Raw genomic sequence first — 18122 nt, forward strand, 5'->3', positions numbered from 1 at the left:
GCGTGTTTGTATTTTTCTGTGAAATCAGGCGCAAATTACCCAAAAACAGTCAGTTTTTCCTAGACTATCTATTCAGCCGCCCTGAACGTATGTATGGCCAACACACGTTGCAATACCATCCCCGATTAGAGTCCGTGTTACCGATGGATAGGCCGCACGGGTACGCTTCCGATCCAGGTGCTCAGGCGCTGTAATTTCTGTAGGGCCGAATACCGCCATCCGGTCAACATGACTGGCTCTGGCTGTTTGCCATACGCTGCGGGAACGCTGACAAGCTCAGGCGACAGGTGGCGTGACAGGGCCGTCTGGTATAGACTCACCAAGGTGCCAGCGTCGGGGCGTTTGGTTAGCTGGAGCCGATTCTGGCGTTGAAACAGCCCTTCATGCGGGTTGGTCAACCCCAGAAAATCAGCGGTGACCAAGGGGACAGGCGTTGCCTTATCGATTACCTGCCAGTTGCCCTGCACAAGGGCCAGATGGCGTTCGGGGAGGTTCCAGAGGGCGACTTGCAGGCCAATCTGTTTCAAAATGCCTACTTGCTCAAACAAGGCAGGTACGTGCATGAGCCACAGTTGATCGAGGCACTGGCCTTCGCAGAAATTGATGTGGGCGCGGTCGGCTGTTCGGCTTTGCCACCAGGCCAACATCTTCGCCGCGGCGGGTTTGGGGCCGAAGCCGATGAGTCCGCTGCTATAAAGCCCCACGTTTTGCAGGTGTTTTTCGTCGGGCAGCCGGTCATCGCCAGGGGCTTGCAACCAGTGCGGATTCAGTACTATACTATGCTGGGCCAGCAGCGAAAATAACTCGTTGAGCGGGTGGTAAATAAAGGCCGATGGGTCGGCGTAGAGCAAGCCTTCCGGCCCGGCCTGTTTGTAGGCGGCCCGGATAAAAGCCGGTTTACAAGCCGCCCTGAATTCCGTAGGCGTATACCGGGTCGACAAGTTAGCCACGTCAGCAGCCGACAAACCCGCATCGGCCAGGGTCAGTATTGGGTGCGGAGATGTCCAGGTAGCAGGTAGCTGATTTACATCGTCGGCCAGGCCGATGATAAACTGGCGGTCGGGGTTATGTTGAATGAAGCTGGCACCAAGCGTCAGGGCCTGAGGCAGTTGGGCGATAGTACAGACGGTCAGTAACATTATTCGAGAAGATCGCCGGCGGCGGCTACGTAAGGGGCAAGCCGATTCGCATCGGCATCGGCATATCGATGATAGTACCCGGCCAGTAAATGCCGGGTCACGGGCAAAAGACGGGCTACCCGGCTGTTGGCCAACGTAGCCCGCATCGTGATGTGGTTCAGCCGGTGTTGCAATTGTGCCAATCCGGCCGCCTGGCTACCCACCCGCTGGGTGAGCATCGAGAGCAGCGTTTGCCAGCAGGCCTGCTGGCTACGGAAGGGGGCCAGTTTCAGCGTTCGATCGCGGTTAAAGCGATCAAGAAAGCGAACGGGCGTTGCCGATTCGGGCGGGCGTACGCCTATTTGCTGTGTCGGGTGGGTCCGGTAAAGTTGAAGTAGTTCAGCCACGAAACCGATTTGATTGGTTGCGGCGGCAACCAGCGCCAGCCAGCCATCGTAGGCATAACCGCCAGGTACGTTGGCCGGAATCGGTAACGCCCGCGCCCGAAACGACTGGCGAAAAGCCATTGCGCAGCCCATTACGCGGTTTCCGTTGAGCAACACGTGCATGGCCCCACCCGCCAGCCACTCGTGCTGGTCGGCGGCACCAAAGCGCACCACGTCCCAAAAATGCTCCTTGGTGGGCGTGAGGGTTGAGTCGGCAACAATGGCGTTTCCAAATACAACATCCTGATTGGGGTGCGCCAGCAGGTACGTTGCCAGCGTGCGGGTTTTGTGGGGCAACCAGGCATCGTCCTGGTCGCAGAGGAAAATCAGTTCGCTGGTGCAGGCAGCAATGGCTTTTCCGAAGTTGCCGTTATAGCCCAGCGGCGAGTCGTTTGTCAGAATTGTAACCCGAAATGGTGCGGTTTCGGCCAGTTCCCGAAGCAACGCCGGTGTACCGTCGGTTGAGCCATCATCGCTAATGATAACCTCGTCGGGGAGCCATTCCTGGGCCAGAATACTGGTCCACTGTTCGCGCAGGTACGTTGCCCCGTTGTAGGTACAAAGGGCGATGGAGAGGGTGGGTCGCTGGTCAGATGGTATATCCATACTGCGCAAAGATAGGGCGCCAATAATCGGTACCGTGAATGTCCCAGGCATGACAGCCGAAGGGGAGCTTCCCGTGGTTATAGACTGAAATAGCTCGTTCGGGATAAAATTCAACCGAAAAATGCATGGCTGTTCGGAAGTCAGGTACGTTCAGGTGGGGCCAGTATCGGTTCACTTCCACTCCCCAAAACACATCTTCGTTGAACTGATAAGTAGTTACAGCCTGATACGTCGCCAGTCGCGATTGCATACGTCGTAAGGCGTTCAGTGAATGGGCAACGTGCCGCAGCGACAGGCCGCCGTTGCCCACGCCGTTGAGTGTAGTGATTTCGCGCGGCGTAATGCCATCATCTTTCCGCAGGTTGAGCCAGAGGGACAGTTGCTTTTTGGCATTGAACCAGTATTCGTCCCAGGGGCTGGCAAAGTCGCAGTCGCGGAGCCAGGGGGCTCCCACGTAATCGTAGCCGCGTTGGCACCAACTGGCCAGTTCGTCGCGAAAAACGAAGGCATCTAACTGGTGAATGAGAATGTAGTCGAACCGGGCAAAAGCTTCGTAAAAAGCGGGCAATAGCATAAGCCGATTGTAACTCAGCACAGACCGGAAATAGTCGTCGCCGAACGATTGGGTCTGAACAGATGTCGGCAGCGTTTGCAGAATTGGGGTCAGGTCGAGAGAATCCGGTTTGACGAAAATGACTGGATAATGTCCCAGTACCCGCATGCATTGCGTCAGCGCTACGGTTTCGTTGGCGGTCAGCGTTGCTTTATAAACCGGAATGACAATACAAACACGCATGAATTGGGACTGATTTTTATCGGAATGTTGCGGGTGGGGGGTAAAGCCAACCCACAACATTCCGACAAATATACGGCTTGCTCAACTAACCCATTCGGCGAGCTTTTGGACAGGTACGTTCAGTAACCGACGAATGCTGGTGTAATACAGGACCGTTGCCGGTTTGATATATACGCAGGGATAGGCCCGGTAGGCGTCGTTCCCGTTCTGAAGCAGCCGATTATGGTATAACTGGAAAAGCGGTACCAGATCGGGGCGCTGGTTGAAGGTGTAGCGGGTCTGGTATTTCGAGATATCGCCGGGTTTCTGCACCCCATAACCGCTGTAGTGGAAAAACTGAAGGGGTACTGTATCGCCACCTTCGGGGTCTTTTACTACCCAGTTGCCATCCTGCTCGGCCAGTAGCCGTTCGTGGATATTCCAGTAGGCCACGTTGTAGCCTTTGTGCTTCTCGATCAGAACGTTATCATGATAAATGGGCGCAAAATTGACCCAGTGCTGATCCACGAAAAGCCCTTCGCACAGGTCGATCCGGCATTCATATGTGAGGCGTTTTTGCCACCAGTCTACAAACTGTTGAGCGGTAGGATCATTACGAAGTCCAATAAATCCGAGGTTGAAAATGCCGGTGTTCAGATGGTGCTGTTCGTTGGGCATTTCCCAGTCGGGGGTTGGCGCAATCGTGTGTGGTGTTACCACCAGACTGTTTGTTTCCAGCGCAGCGGTCAGTCGGGTAAGTGGCTGAAAAACGATGATGTCGGGATCAAAGTAGATGACCGAGTCGGGCCGGGGGCTGCTTTGGAAAAAGTAATCGATGAAAAAGGGTTTCACCGCTGTGTTTAGTTCGGTAATGTCGTAGCGGGCACACATGCCGGCGAAGTCGGGAATGCCCAGCGTGGTGACCTCCAGCATTGAGTAGGCAGGCAGCAGATGAGCGGGTAGGTTTGCTGTTTTCAGGTCATCGACCAGACCGATGACAAACTGCCAGTCGGGGTTGGTTTGCTGCAACGAATCGCCAAGGGTACGGGCCTGGGCGAGGTAGTTTACAGAACAGATGGTAAATGCCAGCGTCATGGTCAATGTTGTTTAGCTGGTTCGGGCTGATTGGTCAGGGTGGCAATGAGGGTGAGCAGTTGACTGGTGCTCTGTTGCAGACTATGACGTTGCTGGATTTTCTGCCGGAGCGTTTGGCCAAGATGCCGCCGCCGTTCGGCATTGCCGGTCAGTTGCTGAATCGCCTGCGCCGTTGCCAGTAAATCCAGATACGGAGTCACCACGCCACCGTCTGTTTCAATGAGTTCGGCGGCTCCTCCGGCACCGTCGAAGCAGACGACCGGCACGCCCGACAGGCCCGCTTCCAGCACCACAAGTGGATACGGATCTTCGCGGGAGCAAAGCAGGAACAGGTCGAAGCGGGCCATGTAGCGCAGCACGTCTGGTGTGGGGGCGATGAAGCGCACGCGGTCTGCAAGCCCTGCTTTGGCAACGTCGAGGGTCAGGTCATTGTGTAGCGGGCCGGGCGGTAACCCAACCCAGACAAAATAAACGGGCGGCTGTTCGGGCAAGGGCGGGAGGCTGGCCAGCACACAGGCCAGCGACACAAAGAGATCGGTACCTTTTCGCCACTCGGCGTTTCCACAGCCGCCTACCACAATAGCGTTGGCGGGCAGGTCATCCAAACCAGGTAGCGATCCGGTGCGTGTGCTGGCGGCGTCTAACGATCGCTGAATGGCGGGTAAGTCGATGAGGGTGAACAGCGTGATCTGGTCGGGCGAAACGTGCCAGGCCGTTTCGTAGTAGCGGGCCGTAGCCTGCGAAACCGCCAGAATCCGCGTAGCCCGCTGAAGCAGGTAGCGGAGGTCGCCGGGTTTGGTATACATCTGCACCGACATGGCCAGTTCGTGCACAAAGACCAGTACAGGTACGTTGTCGCGGATCGTTAACTGCCGGAAATACTGCCCGCTCGTTACTGTATTGACCAGGACCAGGTCGATCGAGTCCAGGTGCAGGTCGGCGAATAGGGTTTCGCGCTGACGCTGCTGTTTTCGATCGGCTTGCTGCTGCCAAAGTCCCAGTTTACCAAGCACTTTGTCGGCTGTAGGGCCTGCTACGTACGTTTCGGGCTTTGGCCAACGCACAACGGTTGCCAATAGCTCATACTCCGCCAGTAGCGGGCCTCCTTCGCCCAACAACAGGAACAGGGTGATGTTTTTAGCCTTTAACTGCTGCATCAGTTGAAGGAGTACCAACTGAGCACCCGCCCGGTTTGCGTCTTGACCGATTAATAGGATTGTCATTCGGGGGCTGTATCAGTACGTGTCGTAGCTGGGCTGGGGAAGCTTTTTGGGTGGGTTGCCGATGTAGACGCCCCAGGGGTCGGAGTTTTTGTAGAGTGCCGAGGCCATACCCAGCAGCGTTCCTTCGGCCACCGTCAGGTAATCGCGAATGGTGCTGTTGACGCCGAAAAAGCAGTATGACTGAATGTGGCAGTGCCCCGACATGACTACGTGCGACGTGAAAAAGACGTGGTCGTCGATTCGGCCATGATGGCCAATGTGGTTACCGCTCCACATCACCACATTATTGCCAATCGTAGTGAACGGCTGAATGGTGTTGTCTTCCAGAATGAAGCAGTTTTCGCCGATCTGGTTGCCAAACGTAGTTGCCTTTGAGCTGATATACGAAATGAATTCGTAGCCTTTAGCCTTGGCTGCCAGATACACTTTTTCCCGGTTACGGTTCATGTTACGCCCGGTCATTGGGGCAAAAAACTGATAGTCTGCCGGGGGAAACAGCGTCTCGACTTCCTCAAAAGGAACGACGGGCAAGCCCTTGAACGACTCGTCTTTCAGGTACTCCCGATCAACGGTAAACGCGACAACGGTATGTTCCGAGTCATTGGTGAGGTAAAAATGGGCCAGTTCAGCCGTATCGAGTACTCCGAAAATGATGATATTAGCCATGAGATGGGATAAGGTCGAATTGGGTTAATAGCGGGCGGATGTCTTCGGCACTCAGGTTCATTAGCATGTCCAGGATTGAAAGCCAGGGTACAAATTCAGTGCCACCCGTTTGTGGGTACGTTACGCGATGGGGTTGAATGAACCGTAGTTCGCAGCCGATCGGGTTAAAAGCCGACTGGTTATACAGGTCAGTGCCGCCAATCGGATTGATGTAACGCTCGGCCCCTTCCTGTCGGCAAATATCGACAATTCGCTCTTGTGCTTTCAGATGTCCGTTTTCGTAAACGGTCGAAGAAGCTACTAAACGGGTGGTGATGCCGAGGTGGGCGGTGAGTTCGGTGAAGCTATGAAAGATATAATCGGCAACCGATACATCGGACCGCGTACCTGCCTGGAAGTTGACGATTCGTTCGGTGATTGGCATCACCGTGGCGTATTCAGGTGCTTTGCGGTAGCTCTGTTCAATGGTTTTCAGGAGCTTCCCCCGCCACTTTGGGTCATTGGCCAGCTCGATCTCACGAATCATTTTGTTCTGACTCGCTTCTTTCAACGGAATGGTAAACAGGTAATCTTTCCCGTTGACTAACAGCCGGTTCCGGTTTACCCACCCCCGGTTAATGAACGCGACGTCGTCGTAAAATACGAACGTATCCACCGTATTCATCAACTGTATATACCCGATGTAGGGCAGCACATACGGCTGCATAATGGCGAGGGTCATGGAATGTGGTATATCGGATGTCGGATATCGGATTTGGCTTACGCATAAGTAGACCGCGCGCGCGTAAGCCAAACCCGACATCCGATATTCTGTTCACTTAAGCTTACGAAGGTAATAATCCTCTCCGGGCACTACTACATAGGGCGAATGTGCGGCGGCGGTGTCGGTGCCCAGGCGAATATCACCGGGGCGGGGAGGAATAACATTTTTCGAGAAGAACAGGTACGTTGCTTCTTTGGGAATGGGTTGCACGCCCTTTTCAAATGGGTTGATTGGCAGCAGCCGCCGACTCAGATGTGCCCCGTAGAGTGGGTATTCATAATCGTCGTTGATGGTGCCGAGGGCTACCGTTGCCGAGTCGGGGACCAACTCATCGAATCGTTTGTAAGGCAGGTACGTATCGGGCCGTCCAACGGTCATAACCCGAATACGATCGGCCTCGAAAACGGACGGAAACCGGACGCCATCGGGTGTTGTCCAGGCGAAGGGGAGCGCCCGGATGTTCAGAAATACGCAGCCAAGAGCGGATAAGCAACCAATTGTCAATACAAAAGCCACGTACGCTTTCAATACTGGTTTACCGGGAAGCGTCAGATTCAAACGCGGGTTTAGAAAGAGAAGGCCTAGAAAGAGGCTACCAAGCATACCCGTTTCCGTAAAATACCGGCCTTTAAACGGATCGTAGGGAGCCGAATAGGAGAGTGCAAGTACGTGCAGAACGATGGCTACGCCCAGGTAGCGATGCGGAGTGGAGCGAATCACAAACAGCAAGGTCAGCACCAGCAGGGGAATGATCAGCCCAAAGCCGATGATGCCCCAGTAGGGGTTGGCATTGTAGAAAACGAACTTCCGCTGGAACGTAAACGGAATGATGGAGAAGTCGGTCTCTTCGTCGAGGCGCATGTGCAGCCTGTCTTCAAGCCAGATGGCCGGTTTGCGCATCTCCCGGTTGATGGATTCACCGGTCGCGGTGTTCCGCAGGCCGTCGAGGTTGACGTGGTCGTATACGTACCGGACAACGTTTCGTGATCCCTGTTCGGCCAGATTTCGTAACGATCCGGCCCGTTCAACTGACTGGTGGCGCAGGGCCGTTGGCGGACCAATTGGGTGGCCAAATACCTGAATATTTTTCAGATAACCCGTTGGTAGCATCCACAGACAAACGCCCACCGCAATAGCGGCTGCCAGTCGGCCGGTTCGAGCGGCGGTGACGGCAATAGAAGTTGCCGAACGCGGCCCGGACCAGAAAACGGTGTAGATCATGATGACAAACACCGACGGCAACAGGAGCGTAAAGGTGACTTTGTGCCCGTAGGCTACGCCAAAGGCGATGCCAGCCAGGTAGAGGTAGCGATTGTCGCGCTGCTTGCTACTTGCGCCATCGGCCTCATTGTCCGAGGCGCGGTAGGCAAACAGCATGTAGAGTAGTACGCTCAGGTAGGCGGTAAGCACAATGTCGGTTTCTGTCGTGACTTCCTGCATCAGAAAGTCGGGGAGCAGGCTCATGGCCAGCGCCGCCAGAAAACTGGCCGAGAGCGTGGCGGTCGATCTTGCCTGTTTGTTGAGGGCACCAATCCGCTGCACGATGCCGAACACGGCCACGATCGTGGTCCAGTAAGAGAGGTAATGAATGATTTTGAATCCGTTCTCGAAGCGGCCCGTCATCAGATACCCGTAGATCTGGAGCGTGCAGACGCTTTTTGGGTATGTGTCGATATTCCAGTTAGTACCGCCGAAGTGCCGCATGGTGCCCCGTTGCATGTATTGCACAACGCGGTTCAGGTGACCGGTCATACTGTCCCACTCATTGGGTACAGTGAACAGAACGATAGCCAGATTGGTAATGCTCAATACAAAGAGGGTCAGGAACAGGACCGAAAACACCACTTTCAGGTACGTTGGCAGCGAACCAAACCAGGAGCTGGTTACCTGCCAGCGTGATCGGATCAGGCTCAACGGCTCGTAGGGAATGGGCTGATGTGCCAAGGCTCGTAAACTGAACCCGATCGCCGAAGCGGTAATAAACACAGAAAAAGCCCATACCCACTCATGGTTTGTCTGGTACAGAGCCGATAGCACGAAGCCCGTGAGGATGACGCTACTGGCGTAAATAAGAAAAGAACCCAGCAGCCACTCGATCAGTGAGGGACGCGTAATGCGGGCCGACAGCCAGCCGACGTACGCAACGAAAAGCAGTAGAAAGACAATCATTTTACACCGCCTCGGCCAAGATGGCCTCATTAACAACCTGACAAATTCGGTCTACATCCTCGGCGGCCAGGCTTGGGTAGAGGGGGAGACTCAACACCCGAACGGCAATATCTTCTGAGACAGGGCAGGGCTGCGCATTTTTCACGAACGGCAGCGTGTTTAGCGATGGGTAGAAGTAGCGGCGGGGAACGATCCCTTCTGCAGTTAGTGCTTCCACCACGTTCAAGAGCACCTGTTCAGAAGCCAGCACTACGGGATAATAGGCGTAATTGTAGCGGGTCATGCCGGGCGAAAGCACCGGGCGGCTGATTCGCGTAAAGTCAAGCAGGCGGTTGTACTGCTCCGAAATGGCTTTTCGGGCGGCAATCAGCGCGTCGACTTTCGGGAGTACGCATAAACCCATTGCCGCGTGGAACTCCGAGGCTTTAGCGTTGATGCCCATGCTGTAATACTCATCACCATGATGGCCGAAGGTGCCGTAATGCTGCATTTTTGCCGCCAGTGCGTCGTCGGGCGTAATCAGGCAACCGCCTTCTACGGTATGGAAAACCTTGGTGGCATGGAAGCTACAGGTACTCACATCGCCGTAATTAAGAACCGCCTTTCCCTTGTATTCGGCCCCGAATGCGTGGGCACCGTCGTAGATAACTTTGAGGTTATGTTTCCGGGCAATGGCTTCGATCTGTTCAACCCGGCAGGCATTCCCGTACACATGGGTAGCCAGGATCGCTTCCGTATTTTTGGTGATCAGCGGCTCGATCAAGTCGGCGTCGATGCAGAAATCATCGGCTCTGATGTCGGCAAAGACGGGCGTACAGCCTTCCCAGAGCAATACATTGGTGGTGGCGCAATAAGAGAATGGCGTGGTGATAACCTCCTTCGTGATGTTCAGGGCTTTCAGGGCCAATTGAAGTACGATGGTGCCATTGGTACAATATTGCAGATGCCGGGTGCCCAGATAGGCCTGCATATCAGCCTCTAATTGACGGACCAGCGGGCCATTATTAGTTAAATGAACCCGTTCCCAAACGCCTTCTAAAAGGCGGGTATATTCAGCGAGATCGGGTAAGTACGATTTAGTGACATTGATCATGAGCAGTGGGCGGCTACGAGTGAACTATAAACAGTGTGGCCCGTAACGCCGTCAAAAATACAGTGCAATCCGGGTAAAATGCCTACCGTATGTCAATGATCGGTTCCAGTGCCTGCACCCGAAACGGAAATTGCGGACGAACGTACCCAGGCCATTTACCATACCAGGCGACTCCTTCCCGGAAGTCTTCCACATCGAAGGTGATACCCTCTTCCATGTTGTACAGCGGGGTAACGGTATCTTTCACAATCATGATGGAGATCGTGTAGGTGCCGTCGTTCAGGAAATAGCCGGGAATGACGCATTCGCCCTGAATAAGGCCTTTTCCGTAGGCGGTTGAGTCGCTGCCGACGTTGAAAATACATTCACCAGTCAGCGAATACAGGTGCAGGCTTAAATTCAGGTTGGCCCGGTCCATCATGTTCCAGAACTCAAACTGAATCCGCATGGGTGTTCGTACGTCGATATGCGTAGCGCCAGCGGGGTATTCAGGAATCAACTCGATGCGGCGCACCCGCACCAGGTCGTTACCGGGTGCTTCTTCGGGGGTCTCCCAGGCCAGCCGCAGGCGGGTTCGCGATACTTTGCTCAGGTACGAGGCAACTACCTGATTGGTCTCTCCCTGCTCGATCAGTTGGCCTTTTTCGAAGTACAACGTTTTGTTACACAGCGCCTGTACGGCTGTCAGGTTGTGACTGACGAACAGAATAGTACGCCCGCTGGCCGAATTGTCGCGCATTTTGCCGAGACTCTTCTTCTGGAAATCAGCGTCACCCACGGCCAGCACTTCATCCACGATCATGATTTCCGGATTCAGGTGGGCCGAGATGGCAAAGCCCAGCCGAACGTACATGCCCGACGAATACCGTTTGACGGGTGTATCCAGAAACCGCTCGACACCGGCAAAGGCGACGATCTCGTCGAACGCCTTACGGATTTCGTCGCGCCGCATTCCGAGCAGTGAACCGTTCAGATAGATATTTTCACGACCGGTCAACTCCGGGTGGAAGCCGGTTCCCACCTCCAATAAACTGGCTACGCGTCCTTTGATCCGAACCGAGCCGTTGGTGGGTTCAACGATTTTGCTCAGGATTTTCAGCAGCGTTGACTTACCCGCGCCGTTATGGCCAACGATACCAACCCGGTCGCCCTGTTCAACGGAGAAGTTTACATCGCGTAATGCCCAGAATTCTTCATGCGTCAGGTCATCGGCAGTTTCGTGAGAGCCAAACCAGCCCTTTACCGTACCGGTAATGGCATCGCGCAGGCTATTCGTTCCTTTGCCCCGTTTGTGGTCGATGATGTAATGTTTACTTATGTTTTCTACCGTGATGACGGACATGACGCGGACAGTTAAATGTCGTCGACAAACGTGTTTTCCCGTTTACGAAAAAAAATGATCGACAAAATTAGGCAGACGAAGGTAATGGCTACCGAATATACTAAACTCTGCGGATTGAGATGTGTTTTGCCACCCAACAGCGACCAGCGGAACCCATCGATAATACCCACCAGTGGATTCATGATGTAGTACTTCTCATACCATTGACCAGCCACGAGCGAACTGCTATAGGCAATAGGGCAGACGTAAAAACCCATCTGCACCAGAAACGGAATGAGTTGCCCCACATCGCGAAACCGTACGTTCAGGGCGGCAAAAAACAGGCCAAAGGCCAGGGCCGCGATTAAAGCTAACGCCATGAACACCGGTACATAGATGATGTGCCAATCAGGCGTGAACTGGTACCAGATCGTGATGCCAATAAACAGCACCAGTGTGATCAGAAAGTCAATCAGGCTCACGGCGATGGCACTGATGGGCATCAGCAACCGGGGAAAATAGACCTTCGTCACGAGGTTGGCATTGGCCGTGATGCTGGAGCTGACCTGCGTAAAGGCGTTAGAAAAGAGAGTCCAGATCGTGATGCCCGATAGAATCATGAGCGGGTAGGGGACACCCGGATCAACCGGCACTTTAATGAGGATACTAAAGACAAACGTCTGTACCAACATAGTAGCCAACGGACGAATCAGGCTCCACGAAGCGCCTAACGCCGTTTGCTTATAACGAACAGAAATGTCGCGAACAGAGAGAATGTATAATAACTCCCGGCTTAGCCACAGGTCACGCCAGTAATACCGCTCTGGTCGTCCTGCCTGAATAATTACTTCGTGGGTTCTCATGGTTAATTCTTCGCCATGTTACGCAACGTTTCCCGAATGAAAATAATGACGATGCCCAATACCAGACCGATGGCGAAACCTGCCTGCATGGCAATTTTAGCGGGAATGGTCGCGTATAAAGGAAGCGTAACGGGTTCTATGATCGTAAACAGGGGTTGCTCCCGAATGAGCGACAACCGCAGGTTATCGAGGCTGGAAACAGCCGTGTAGTACTGCTGAGTCAGGAACGTAGAGCTACGGCTAAGGCGGCTTTGCTTCAACTGGCCTTCAGCTACAACCACCTGCTGGTTTTGGTTCAGGTAACTAGCCAGTTGATTTTCGGTACCGCTAAGCTGCCTGTAGAGCGAATCGACGCGATGAGACAGAAAACGCTCCATTTCGGTTGTCTTTTTCGTCTGCTTCAGCCGGTAATCGTCTTCGATGGTTACGATGTGGTTTTCAACGAACGATTTGGCCAGGTCCACATTCTCCATCGAGGCTATCAAAGCCATGAATGACGATTTGCGGTCAACCTGCTTGATCGACAGTTCGTCGCTTATTCGGGCGTTGATGTCGGCCATAGCCGCAATCTGAAGCTTGTTATAGTCTTTCCGCAGTGTGGGCTGTTTGAACCTGAACTTTTGAAGCGCGGTATCTTCTTCCCACTCTTTATCGAGGATGCCGCTATGCTGAATATAGTAATTCACCAGTAGGTACGACGTATCATTGACAACCACTGTTTTCATCAGTGTTTTTTCAATAACCGGAATCGACTTGCTATACAGCATGAAGTTATCGCCCGTAAACAGACTGGCTTCCGGGGCTGCCTGGCCAAGCCCGAACGCACTGGCCAATGCCCCTAAGTCGGCCATCTGGCTGCTACCGCTACCACCGCCCAGGTTGAAGATGATTTTGGCTGCGTAGACCGTCTTCTTCGTCGACGACGCATCGATCAGGTAACCGATGAGACCGCTGATGACAATCATGCCAGCCAGCAACATCCAGTTACGCTTGATGATGTACTGAAAATTTTTGGCCCGGGCGATTACCTCTTTAGGTGAAAGCTGATCGGGCGGCAACGCGTTATTGGCTGCCAGATTACCGGTTTGATTCGTTGGAGTCATGAGGCTATTTACTTAACGCGAGTGATTAATAAAACCGTCGTGATCAGCGTCAGCAATGACGAAGCAATGCCACCAAACTGTTGCAGCAGTTGTTGCGGCGTCGTTGGCGTGGTTTTTTGTACAGGAATAATCACCTCAGCACCAGGCTCTACACGCGGATAAACGTTGAAGAACATGAATCGGCGCGTACGGTCGACAGATCCGTTGGCATACACGATAAACGATTTCTTACGCTGCGACCGCTCGGTGAAACCGCCAGCCTGTGAGATATAATCCTGAAATGTCTGGCCGGGCCGATACTTCACCGTCGTTGGCAGCAACACTTCACCCTGGATACGAACCGTTTCCAACTTCTTGGGAATGCGTAAGATGTCTCCTTCCTGGAGCAGAATATCTTCCGACGAGCCTGGACGAGAAAGAATACGCTCAAGGTCAATGCCAATGGATTCCTGCTTGTCGGGTGATACGTCTTCGATTTCAACGGCTGTTTTGCGGTTCACATCATTGGCCAGTTCATCAACAGACCGCTGGCGTTGGGCCAGTTCTTCAGGGCTAAGTTTCACCGAGCGAACCAGGGTTGCTCCCCGAATAAAGGCTTGCGGGGTGAGGCCACCAGACACGGTTACCAGATCAGACACTTTCTGATCTTTCGTCCTGATTGGATACCGGCCGGGAAGAATAACTTCACCTTCTACCGTGGCAAATGTCTGAATCTGGTAATTAGGCGACTTACGGACCATTACCTGATCGTAAGGTTGCAGGAAGAATTTGCTTTCGTTGCTTAACTCCAGATTACGGTCGATGCTAAACCGGTATACGTCAGCAATTTGTCCGGTAGTAGAGGTTGGGTCAACATCTTTTTTCCGCCGGATAACCTCCACCTGCGATACGGCCGCCGATTCGCGCAGGCCACCCACCTTAACAAAGGCATCTTCGAGTGTCATGTTCGATACGTACCCAATAGCACCAGGTTTATTCACTTCCCCCTGAATGGTAATATCGCCGAATTCGGCCAGATCAAACTTAGAGTTCAGAATAATCTGGTCTTCACGTTGAAGTGGCAGATCAGCATCGGTGCCGTTCAGAATCTTAGTCAGATCAACCGTAATGTTCTCCGTGGTCATATCCTCGCGGGTCCGAATAATGTTTACGCGGCCCATCAGGGCTTCGCCCCGTGGCCCTTCGGCGCTGGTTACCAGTTCTTTCAGTGTTTTGTTCTGATCGAGCGAGTATACACCGGGGCGGTAAATGGCTCCGCTGATCGTAACCTGGTTTTCGTACCGGTTCAGTACCTGCTCGACAGACGCTACATCACCATCCTGCATAACAAACGATTTGTACTGATCGGCCAATACGTCGATCACTTTCAGTTCGCGGTTGGTCAGACGAGTTACCTTAACGCGGTTTTTGTAGGCATTGGCTGCAAATCCACCGCCGTATGACAGCAGTTTGTCGATCGTTTCGCCAGGCAGCATCTCGAAAATGTTGTTGCGGCGGGTTGTTCCCAGAAGCTCAACGTGCGAGATAAAAGCGGGAATTCTGATATTGTCGTTATCCTGTAGGCGAACGTTATTCCGTAACACGCCGGTCAGCATCAAATCGTACAGGTCGATTGTTGCCACAACCCGATTATTCCGAATTACCTGGATATTTCGGAACGAGCCCAGATCGCTCGGCCCGCCCGATGGGTAGATTACGTTCATCGCCGAAGAGAGCGACGAAACGGTATACGTACCTGGCTTTACGGCTTCGCCAAGGACCGACACCCGAATACTACGAATGTTGCCGAGGGTAACTTCCAGGTACGTGTTTTTGGGGCCGTAGGAACTGTTTTTCAGGCCGACGTAAATTTTGGATAATCGCTCACTGATGCGGGCTTTCGCGGCCTCAATGCTTAGCCCTGATACGTGAACAGGCCCGATACCGCTGGGCAGGTAGATGTTTCCTTCCGGCGTTATCGATTGCTTGATCGCATCCTGCGAATACCCGTAGATATTGATGTCCAACTGATCATTGGTGCCCAGTACATAATTGACTGGCGTGGCAATGTTGAGGTTGGGCTGAAACGTGGTGGCCAGTGCCGGATTGTTGAAAAGCTCATAGCCAAACAACTTACGGCGGGTGGTAGCACGCTCCTGGGCTCTGAGGGCTTCCTGATCGCTCAGTACGTCGGCCGTTTTCTCTTCGGCTTCTTCGTTGGCGTTTAGTGGAACGTCTCCTATCGGCTGACCATTTGCATCAAGCATCACCTGGCCATTCTGCCCGGTACCGTTTTGCCCGGTGCCTGCCTGCTGCCGACCGGTGTTACCCTGCCCTGCGGCCTGGTTCGGGTTTACATTAGCTCCCTGCTGATTAGTGCGGCCCTGTTGGGTAGTACGTCCCGGAACCTGACCACCAGTGCCGTTTTGAATGACACCGTTCTGATTAAGCTGGGAGCCATTAGGTAGCCGTACGCCGCCAGCGGGAATCTGCACGCCTGGCGGTAACTGAATGTTTCCCTGCGAACTCGAAGGCGATGCCGCACCTGGGCGACCTGTTGTGGTGGGTGCGCTGCCGCTACCGGTCGATGGCGCAATTTGCGCAGAAGCAGTAGTAACCGTTCCGAAAAATAACCCGAGGAGTGCGATTGTGCGAGTTGTAGAACGAAGAGACTGGTCGGTAAGGCTGGCAAATAAAGAAACCCGGGAATGTTGGAAATTGGGCAATTTTTGCATATTTTTAAGATGTCAACCTCATGGTAAAGAGGTTAGCTGGATGGTAATTGGTTAACGACGTTTCTTGTTTTTATGATATTTCAGCACAATCAGCGGGCAAAGTAAACGAACTTTTGCCGGATTCTAAATAGTTTTCTAGCAAGTGGAAGGCTAGACGCCCCTGGTAGGTTGGTTATAATTTTTCTAATTTTTCGTCGACATCCGTATTTCAGTTCACAGACCGTTTTTTGCAGAACACCCCCGATTTCGTCCATTATGGCAGAACAAACACAACCGACCGTACAGTATAACGAAGACAGTATCCGCTCACTCGACTGGCGGGAGCATATCCGTTTGCGGCCGGGTATGTACATAGGTAAATTAGGCGATGGCGCCGCCGCAGATGATGGCATTTATGTTCTCCTGAAAGAGACAATCGACAATTCCATCGATGAACATGTGATGGGAAACGGTAAGGTCATCGACATTAAAGTGACCGATCATCGTATTGAAGTGCGCGACTATGGCCGGGGCATTCCGCTGGGTAAAGTCGTTGAAGTGGTATCGAAAATAAATACCGGTGGCAAGTATGATTCCGGGGCGTTCCAGAAGTCGGTTGGGCTGAATGGCGTCGGTACAAAAGCCGTCAATGCCTTATCCGGCTTTTTCCGGATTCAGTCTTTTCGGGAAGGAAAAACCGTTTGGGCCGAATTTGAGCGGGGCATACTCATGCGGCAGGGTGAAGAAGTAACCAATCAGCGCAATGGTACCCTGTCGGTGTTTGAGCCCGATGATACGATCTTCAAAAATTACCATTACCGGGGGCAGTTCGTGTCAGACATGCTCTGGAATTATTGTTACCTGAATGCGGGTCTGGTCATGAATTTTAACGGCCAGAAATTCGTCTCGCAAAACGGGTTGCTCGATCTGTTGCGAAGTAAACACAAAGAAGATGACCTGCGCTACCCCATCATTCACCTGAAAGGCAACGACATCGAACTGGCCGTGAGCCACGGAAGCCAGTACGGCGAAGAATACCATTCGTTCGTCAACGGCCAGTACACGACCCAGGGCGGAACGCACCAGAACGCGCTGAAGGAGGCCTTCGTAAAAACAATCCGTGATCACTTCAATAAAGATTACGATGCCGCCGACATTCGCGCCAGTGTGGTAGCTGCCATCAGCATTCGCGTGCAGGAGCCTGTATTCGAATCGCAGACGAAGACAAAGCTGGGTTCAGTCAATATGGCGCCAGATGATAGTGCCCCGTCGGTGCGCTCATTCGTGATGGATTTTTTAAAAGACCGGCTCGACAATTACCTGCACTACAATCCAGCGGTAAAAGAGGCCCTGAAACGGCGGATCGAGCAGTCGGAGCGGGAGCGCAAAGAGCTGGCGGGGATTAAGAAACTGGCCAACGAACGGGCTAAAAAAGCCAGCCTTCATAACAAAAAACTACGCGACTGCCGGGTTCACCTGCCCGATCCAAAGTCAGACGATCGCCTTAATACGACCTTGTTCATTACTGAAGGCGACTCGGCCAGTGGATCGATCACCAAAAGCCGCAACGTGCAGACGCAGGCCGTATTCAGTTTACGCGGAAAGCCGCTCAACTGCTTTGGGCTGACCAAAAAAGTGGTGTATGAGAATGAGGAATTTAACCTGCTGCAACACGCGCTGGATATTGAAGAAGGGCTTGATACGCTCCGGTACAACCGAATCGTGATTGCCACCGACGCTGACGTAGACGGTATGCACATCCGGTTGCTGATGCTGACGTTTTTCCTCCAGTTCTTCCCCGATCTGGTTCGCAACGGGCATCTGTATATTCTGGAAACACCCTTATTCCGGGTACGTAACCCCAAGAATCACAAGGAAACGGCCTATTGCTATTCGGAAGACGAGAAGCAAAAAGCAACGGCCAAGCTCACAAAAGGAGGCAAGAAAGTCGAGATCACCCGGTTTAAAGGATTAGGCGAGATCTCACCCGACGAGTTCGGCCTGTTTATCGGTGAAGACATGCGTCTGGAGCCGGTAATCATGGAAAAAGACGCCTCGGTGCCTAAGTTGCTCAGCTACTACATGGGAAAAAATACCCCTGACCGGCAACGCTTCATCATCGACAACCTGCGGGTCGAGAAAGACGTTGAAGACGTAGCGCTGGTGTAGAATTAAGAAGGTGGAATTA

The 18122-nt window shown here is 53.2% G+C and carries 14 protein-coding genes; 1 reads left to right on the forward strand and 13 read right to left on the reverse strand.

Features of this window, described 5'->3' with window-relative positions:
• Positions 1–137 precede the first annotated feature (137 nt).
• The 13 genes from ACFE8Q_RS25145 to ACFE8Q_RS25205 form a co-directional block, all read right to left on the reverse strand.
• Positions 138–1139 carry a hypothetical protein gene (locus ACFE8Q_RS25145; RefSeq protein WP_375448207.1) on the reverse strand — a complete coding sequence of 334 codons (1002 nt, stop codon included), beginning with the start codon at positions 1137–1139 and terminating at the stop codon, positions 138–140.
• Positions 1139–2170 carry a glycosyltransferase family 2 protein gene (locus tag ACFE8Q_RS25150; RefSeq protein ID WP_375448208.1) on the reverse strand — a complete coding sequence of 344 codons (1032 nt, stop codon included), beginning with the start codon at positions 2168–2170 and terminating at the stop codon, positions 1139–1141. The genes ACFE8Q_RS25145 and ACFE8Q_RS25150 overlap by 1 nt, the downstream gene beginning before the upstream one ends.
• Positions 2154–2966 (reverse strand): DUF5672 family protein, encoded by an 813-nt coding sequence (locus ACFE8Q_RS25155; protein WP_375448209.1) that lies wholly within the window; start codon positions 2964–2966, stop codon positions 2154–2156. Before ACFE8Q_RS25155 ends, ACFE8Q_RS25150 begins: the two co-directional genes overlap by 17 nt.
• 81 nt (positions 2967–3047) lie before the next feature.
• Positions 3048–4040 (reverse strand): glycosyl transferase, encoded by a 993-nt coding sequence (locus ACFE8Q_RS25160; RefSeq protein WP_375448210.1) that lies wholly within the window; start codon positions 4038–4040, stop codon positions 3048–3050.
• A 2-nt stretch (positions 4041–4042) separates the two neighbouring features.
• The gene (locus ACFE8Q_RS25165) at positions 4043–5263 is read right to left on the reverse strand and encodes a glycosyltransferase family 4 protein (RefSeq protein ID WP_375448211.1); all 1221 of its coding nucleotides are present in this window, start codon (positions 5261–5263) and stop codon (positions 4043–4045) included.
• A 12-nt stretch (positions 5264–5275) separates the two neighbouring features.
• Entirely contained in the window at positions 5276–5929 is a 654-nt protein-coding gene (locus ACFE8Q_RS25170; protein WP_375448212.1) for an acetyltransferase, read from the reverse strand.
• Positions 5922–6650 (reverse strand): WbqC family protein, encoded by a 729-nt coding sequence (locus ACFE8Q_RS25175; protein ID WP_375448213.1) that lies wholly within the window; start codon positions 6648–6650, stop codon positions 5922–5924. Before ACFE8Q_RS25175 ends, ACFE8Q_RS25170 begins: the two co-directional genes overlap by 8 nt.
• Before the next feature lie 93 nt (positions 6651–6743).
• A complete protein-coding gene (locus tag ACFE8Q_RS25180) occupies positions 6744–8861 on the reverse strand; it encodes a protein O-mannosyl-transferase family (RefSeq protein WP_375448214.1) in 2118 nt (705 codons plus the stop codon).
• Position 8862: 1 nt separating this feature from the next.
• Entirely contained in the window at positions 8863–9954 is a 1092-nt protein-coding gene (locus tag ACFE8Q_RS25185) for a DegT/DnrJ/EryC1/StrS family aminotransferase (RefSeq protein WP_375448215.1), read from the reverse strand.
• A gap of 82 nt (positions 9955–10036) precedes the next feature.
• The gene (locus ACFE8Q_RS25190; protein ID WP_375448216.1) at positions 10037–11296 is read right to left on the reverse strand and encodes an ABC transporter ATP-binding protein; all 1260 of its coding nucleotides are present in this window, start codon (positions 11294–11296) and stop codon (positions 10037–10039) included.
• Positions 11297–11307: 11 nt separating this feature from the next.
• Positions 11308–12138, reverse strand: a complete 831-nt coding sequence (locus ACFE8Q_RS25195; RefSeq protein ID WP_375448217.1) for an ABC transporter permease — start codon at positions 12136–12138, stop codon at positions 11308–11310.
• A gap of 2 nt (positions 12139–12140) precedes the next feature.
• Complete coding sequence (locus tag ACFE8Q_RS25200) at positions 12141–13241, reverse strand: hypothetical protein (protein ID WP_375448218.1); 1101 nt, start codon at positions 13239–13241, stop codon at positions 12141–12143.
• An 8-nt stretch (positions 13242–13249) separates the two neighbouring features.
• Complete coding sequence (locus tag ACFE8Q_RS25205; protein WP_375448219.1) at positions 13250–15955, reverse strand: SLBB domain-containing protein; 2706 nt, start codon at positions 15953–15955, stop codon at positions 13250–13252.
• A 255-nt stretch (positions 15956–16210) separates the two neighbouring features.
• Between ACFE8Q_RS25205 and ACFE8Q_RS25210 the strand changes: the two genes are divergently transcribed.
• A complete protein-coding gene (locus ACFE8Q_RS25210; RefSeq protein WP_375448220.1) occupies positions 16211–18103 on the forward strand; it encodes a DNA topoisomerase IV subunit B in 1893 nt (630 codons plus the stop codon).
• The last annotated feature ends 19 nt before the right edge of the window (positions 18104–18122 follow it).

This window comes from uncultured Fibrella sp. (assembly GCF_964250085.1).
Classification (GTDB): Bacteria; Bacteroidota; Bacteroidia; order Cytophagales; family Spirosomataceae; genus Fibrella.